At 60.6% G+C, this 5492-nt stretch carries 4 protein-coding genes and 2 pseudogenes; 5 read left to right on the top strand and 1 reads right to left on the bottom strand.

The genetic code is table 11. The annotated features are described in order from the left end of the window. Positions 1-106 precede the first annotated feature (106 nt). Both ACLFKU_RS42340 and ACLFKU_RS42335 read left to right on the top strand, forming a co-directional pair. Positions 107-589, top strand: a complete 483-nt coding sequence (locus ACLFKU_RS42340) for a DUF3892 domain-containing protein (protein WP_410853205.1) — start codon at positions 107-109, stop codon at positions 587-589. A 285-nt stretch (positions 590-874) separates the two neighbouring features. Then, positions 875-1866 (top strand): IS5 family transposase gene (locus ACLFKU_RS42335; protein WP_410853204.1). Its coding sequence is split into 2 segments (ribosomal slippage): positions 875-1337 and positions 1337-1866, totalling 993 coding nucleotides; the frame shifts between segments, so codons are not numbered across the junction. Positions 1867-2130: 264 nt separating this feature from the next. Here the strand turns inward: ACLFKU_RS42335 and ACLFKU_RS42330 are convergent. Beyond that, positions 2131-2391, bottom strand: a complete 261-nt coding sequence (locus ACLFKU_RS42330) for a hypothetical protein (RefSeq protein WP_368587926.1) — start codon at positions 2389-2391, stop codon at positions 2131-2133. Between the two features lie 948 nt (positions 2392-3339). On the opposite strand from ACLFKU_RS42330, the gene ACLFKU_RS42325 reads away from it, so the two are divergent. The 3 genes and pseudogenes from ACLFKU_RS42325 to tnpC all read left to right on the top strand — a co-directional run. Next, positions 3340-3957 carry an amidohydrolase family protein gene (locus ACLFKU_RS42325; RefSeq protein ID WP_410853203.1) on the top strand — a complete coding sequence of 206 codons (618 nt, stop codon included), beginning with the start codon at positions 3340-3342 and terminating at the stop codon, positions 3955-3957. Next, positions 3954-4215, top strand: a pseudogene (gene tnpB / locus ACLFKU_RS42320) (IS66 family insertion sequence element accessory protein TnpB). Before ACLFKU_RS42325 ends, tnpB begins: the two are co-directional and overlap by 4 nt. 134 nt (positions 4216-4349) lie before the next feature. Continuing rightward, positions 4350-5372, top strand: a pseudogene (tnpC, locus tag ACLFKU_RS42315) (IS66 family transposase); the annotation flags it as partial. Positions 5373-5492: the final 120 nt, after the last annotated feature.

Raw genomic sequence — 5492 nt, 5'->3', positions numbered from 1 at the left:
CAAATTCCCATATTCAGGTTGTTGAATGTGACAAGGCAGAGAAGAGCTTTGCCATCCACTACATTGCCGATTTACGTCCGGCGGACGGCGACACGCGTCGCACTTGATGACTTGTGTTAGCGGCTCTAAGTCGGCTTTCAAATCTGATTTCTCGGAAGGAATTGAAATGACTTGTGTTTTAGTAAATCCAGATCCGTTTGATCTGCGCCAATACATATCGCATAAATCGCGGGTAAACCTGCAATTTCTTAATATGATGGATCGTGCAATATCAAACTCCATCATAAAGAGCGGGGGTTTTATGGCGCAGCGTATTCAGGTTCTCTGCATCAGGAAGACAAAAAAGCAAAGTAGGCACGAGGCCATTTCGCATATCGGCGGAAAGAACCCCGACGGGAGCCGGTGGAAGATCAGCGAGAAAGACGCTATTAACGGGATTGAGACGGGCAGGTGGAGCTTCTATGTTGTCGGAGGTGGCCAGACTGCTGATGTGCTCGTCTGGCAAACCCCGCAAGGCCAAAAATTCCTCAGGACGGGGCACGACGTGACCACTGCGGACAACCTTCTCAGCCTGCCCCAGTGCCGGTAAATGCTTTTCGTTGAACATGGCAGTTCGACGGGCCGGCCACCGCCTTGAGGCGTCTTGGCCAACTCGCGTTTCAAACGCGAGTGGATTAAGCGGGGAAATCTCCCTTATTGTCGAGCCGCTCACTTTGGGGCTCTCGTTTCGTTCAACATGGCGAATTCCGTCGACGAAGACGGAGCGGGACGGAAATCGTTGCCCCAGGGAAACGCTGATCAATTCGGCTCGGCAGTCATCGCTGAGGAGGCCGAGGACGTTGTAGTAAGAAGCTTACGGAACGGCGCGACGGTCATGAAACGGCAGATCGGTTTTGCAGAAGCAGAAAGCTTGAGTAAGAAGCGCGTGACGAAACGGCAGCGCTTCCTGGCGGAAATGGAAAAGGTGGTGCCGTGGCAGCGCCTGTTGTTGGCGACTGGTCCTTACTACCCAAAAGGCGAGCGGGGCCGCCCGCCGGTCGGGTTGGAGCGGATGCCGCGAATCTATTTTCTGCAACAGTGGTACGGCCTGTCGGACGAAGGGCTTGAAGACGCGCTGTACGACAGCATTGCGATGCGTGCGTTCGCCGGTATCGACCTGGCGCGCGAGAATGTGCCGGATGCCACCACGCTGCCGAAGTTCCGGCGTTTGCTGGTCGATCACGAGCTGACGCGAAAGCTGTTCGACGAGATCGGCATCGAATTGTGCGAGCGCGGGCTGATGATGAAGGAAGGCACGCCGGTGGATGCGACGATCTTCGAGGCCCCGCCGTCCACGAACACGCCGGGAACAGCCGTGACCCGGAAATGCACCAGGCGAAAAAGGGTAACGACGGGCATTTCGGCATGAAGGCGCATCTCGGTGTCGACGCCGACTCGGGGCTGGTGCACAGCCTGGTCACCACGGCGGCCAACGAATCGGATGTCTCGCAGGCCCATGCGCTGTTGCACGGTTACGAGCGCGAAGCGTTTGGCGATGCAGGCTACACGGGCGTGGGCAAGCGCGAGGAGATGAAGGGCAAGACGGTGAAGTGGCACGTGGCGCTCAGGCGCAGCAAGATCAAGGCGATGCCCGATGGGGCGCCGAAGGAGCTGGTGGTCGCGGTCGAGCGGACCAAGGCGCAAATTCGTGCGCGCGTCGAGCATCCGTTCCATGTTGTCAAGAACCTGTTCCGGCATCGCAAGGTGGGCTACAAGGGGTTGCTCAAGAACACTGCACAACTGTTCAGCCTGTTCGCGCTGGCGAACCTGGCGATGGCGCGTAACCGGTTGCGCCCATGTCATGGGAGCAGTCCGTCTGGCGTGTGAAAAATGCAGGAAGTCGGTCGCGTAGGTGCCCAGAAATTCCTGCGACGGCCTTCCTGTTTTAAAAATCGCGAGCCGTATGCGCTGGATCACCGGCGGCGGGCTCATTGATCAGCGTTTCCCTAGGGGTGTCCGCCGTGGTTTCACGCTTCGCAGCGATCGATTTTGTCCGGCTTGCCGAAAGGGCGAGCCAGTCGTTGGCTTGGTCAGATTTAAAATCCGGGCAAGGCGCGCTGCAGACCGGGCTGGAGAGTTGCGAATTGAAAATTACTCGCCTTCCAGCGGATCGGGTTCACCGAGTGCCTCGTCAATTAGCCGCCTGACTCGTCGCATGGCTTCGCCGACGGCCGCAGTTGCGGGGTGCACCGAATGGTAATGCTCCGGTTTCGCGAGCGGCGCGCCGGTGCGCACGTCGTCCCGGTGGGAAAAGATGCGCTCGACAAGCAGCGTGACATTGGAGCCGCCGCGTACGTCGTCGTGCGCTGTCACCGTGATGCTGAAGCCTCGGTGCGTCTGTCTATCGAACATGTCATGTCTCGGCGGTACAAGCGATAGGTCAAGTCTAGCTCAGTGGGGTATCTGGTTCTTCGCGCGACCCGGGCTCCCAAAGTGTGTGCCCAGGTCTCGGCCGCACGGAGTCGGGCAGCATCCGTCAGCCCCTGACAAGCCGAACTGCCGGCAGACCGTCTCGGACATTTTGCGCAAGCGGTATGACGACTAGGGCCTCACAAAGCAAAGCATTTCTCACACTCAAACGCTGCTGCGGGGTTCGGGTGCCCGCAGCAATAGCACGTCTGTTTGCGCTCCGGTTGGAGCTCTGATGGAGCCTTGGTCGGTGCCTCGCCAGGTGTCTGTTGCCGCTGCAATGAGAGCCCTTCGATGCTAGCCTGCTCGGCTGCCGCGCGAAAGCGCCGTCGTACATTTCGCGACTGCGATCCCAGATCGCGCGCGCTTCGGCTGTCAGTGGCGCGTGTAGCCCAAGGTCGGTCGTTACATCGGCCGGCGCGGCGGCGCCGCTCTGCTGGGTGCGTGGTTCCATGGTTCTCCTGGGGTGGTTGGAGTTCAATGCGATTCCGTGAACTGCGGAGCCGGTTCGCCGAGAGCTGAGATCTGTTTGTGGACGTAGTTCGCGAGCACTTCGGTGACTTTGTCAGCCGCGTCAATGCCCAGGTCCGCGGTAACCATCGGCCCGATCTTCGAGGGCCAGTTAAGCTACGCGTCACGCGCCGCGCGCGCTTCTTCGAACAGGACGTTTTTAGCGAGGTAAGCGACTCAGCTGGGCCGTTCGCCCATTCGCGTGCGCGTAAAGCATGATGGTGAACTGGAGCTGGCGGTCAGGGAGACGGATCGGGCGCTACGTGCCCGACTACGACGCCACGCTCGACGCATACCTTGCCCAACTGGGCACGCACGGCGTATCACACGGCGTGCTTGTGCAGCCCAGCTTTCTCGGCACCGATTGCAGCTATATGCTCGATGCGCCGCGCGCCGCGCGCCGCGCGCCGCGCGCCGCAGCGGCTACGCGGTGTCGCGGTGATCGAGCGTGATTGTCGGATCGACACACTGACGGAGATGGCGAATGCGGGCATTGCAGGGATTCGGCTGAACCTGATCGGACATGCCGATCAGCCGCTCGACAGATGGGTGAGCGCGCAAACGCTCGCCCATGTCCGCGATCTCAGATGGCATGTCAAAGTGCATGTGGAAGTTGCGCGGCTGCAGGACATCGTCGAGCCGCTTCTGGACGCCGGCATGAATGTCGTCGTCGATCACTTCGGCAGGCCCGATCCGGATATCGGTGTAAGAGACGTAGGCTTTCGCTGTCTTCTTGAACTGGCTGACACGCAGCGGCGCAAACTGTACGCTCAGGGTTTGCTGGTGGACGACTCCCAGGCACAGACGATGTTGCCTGTCGTTGTCGATGCACAGTCCGAACGGGCGATACCTCAGGAGCCGGATGCGCCACACACGCCTGCACCTGCCGTGGCTGCAAACGGCAGTATTCAGCTTCAGCATGGCAATACGTCACTTCGGATCGAAGGCGTGCCCGACGCGACGATCTTGCGCCTGGTCCTTGAGCGGGTCCTCCGATGATTGGCCTGCCCGCAAACACACGGATCTGGATCGCCGCCGGCGTCACCGACATGCGCGCTGGCTTCAACGGCCTTGCTGCGAAGGTGCAGACTGTTCTGGAACGTGACCCGTTCGGGGGCCACGTTTTTATCTTCAGGGGCAGGCGGTGATCTCCTGAAGGCGTTGTACTGGAGCGATGGTGGCCTATGCTTGCTTACGAAGCGTCGTGAGAAGGGACGTTTCGCATGGCCCGTGCCGACTCCGGTGTTGTTGCGCTGACAACGGCGCAACTTGCCCTTCTTCTCGAAGGGTTTGATTGGCGCGAGCCGGTCGATGCGGCTCTCCCGCGCAGCGCTTTGTAAACGTCTGTTACCCGATGATCCACGCGCAGCAGATGGTCGTAAACTGCAGCAATGGACCTGATCGATGCCGGCCTGCCCGACGACATTGATGCGCTGAAGGCGCTGGTCCGCACGAATGCTGCGTCGGCCCAGGCAAACGCCCAGCGGGTCGCAGAACTGCAGGACCAGCTCAGCTCTCGCGCGCTCGAGATTGAACATCTGAAGCTGACGATCGCAAAGCTGCGCCGCATGCAATTCGGCCGTAGGTCCGAGAAGCTGGAGCGTCAGATCGAGCAGCTTGAGTTGCGACTTGAGGATCTGCAGACCGACGAAGGTGCGGCCGCTCAGGCTGACGCCAGGAAGGCGCAGCAACGTCGCGAGAGTCCCCGCCGCAAATCATTGCCCGGTCACCTTGAGCGGGAAGAATGCCTACATCTGCCCCTCGATGAGCACTGCCCAGGATGCGGCGGCCCGCTCAAACCTCAGGGCGAAGACGTGTCCGAGCAGCTCGAATACGTGCGCGCACACTTCCGCGTCATCCATCATCGCCGTCCCAGATTCGCCTGTTCGTGTTGCGACTGCATCGTGCAGGCCGCAGCACCGAGCCGGCCAATCGATCGTGGCCTTCCAAGGCGGCCGCTGCTCGCACATATCGCGACATCGAAGTTCGCGTACCACATCCCGTTCTACCGGCAGTCTGTCATGTACGCGCGCGACGGCGTCGAGATCGAACCGGGCACCATGGGCCACTGGCTGGGCAGCGTGACATGGCTGCTCAGCCCGCTGGTCGACGCAGTGCGCCGCCACGCGCTTGGCGGCGCCAAGGTTCACGGTGACGACACGCCGCTGCCGGTACTCGCGCCGGGCAATGGCAGGACGAAGACCGGCCGGCTCTGGGTGTATGTGCGCGATGACCGGCCCAGTGGTTCCGCCGAGGCTCCTGCGGTCTGGTTTGCCTATACACCGGATCGTCGCGGCGAATACCCACAGCGGCATCTTGCCAACTTCGAGGGCGTGCTTCAGGCAGACGCGTTCGCCGGCTATGCGGAGCTGTACGTGGGCGGTCAGATTCAGGAGGCAGCATGCATGGCCCATTATCCCAAGTTGGGTTTTATGTTGTGACGCAGTTGGCCGGCAGCGGACTGTCGTGATCGAGGTGACGAATTACTCGGCATAATATTCGTCGCAACGCTGCACGAACAGGGTGTCCAAACG

Source organism: Paraburkholderia sp. EG304 (assembly GCF_046543485.1).
Classification (GTDB): domain Bacteria; phylum Pseudomonadota; class Gammaproteobacteria; order Burkholderiales; family Burkholderiaceae; genus Paraburkholderia; species Paraburkholderia youngii.
This window is presented reverse-complemented; position numbering and strand designations above follow the sequence as displayed.

Bases quoted from the DNA above. Each gene is read 5' to 3' on its own strand.
- ACLFKU_RS42340 (WP_410853205.1), top strand. From the start codon at position 107: ATGACTTGTGTTAGCGGCTCTAAGTCGGCTTTCAAATCTGATTTCTCG.
- ACLFKU_RS42330 (WP_368587926.1), bottom strand. From the start codon at position 2,391: ATGTTCGATAGACAGACGCACCGAGGCTTCAGCATCACGGTGACAGCG.
- ACLFKU_RS42325 (WP_410853203.1), top strand. From the start codon at position 3,340: ATGCGCCGCGCGCCGCGCGCCGCGCGCCGCGCGCCGCAGCGGCTACGC.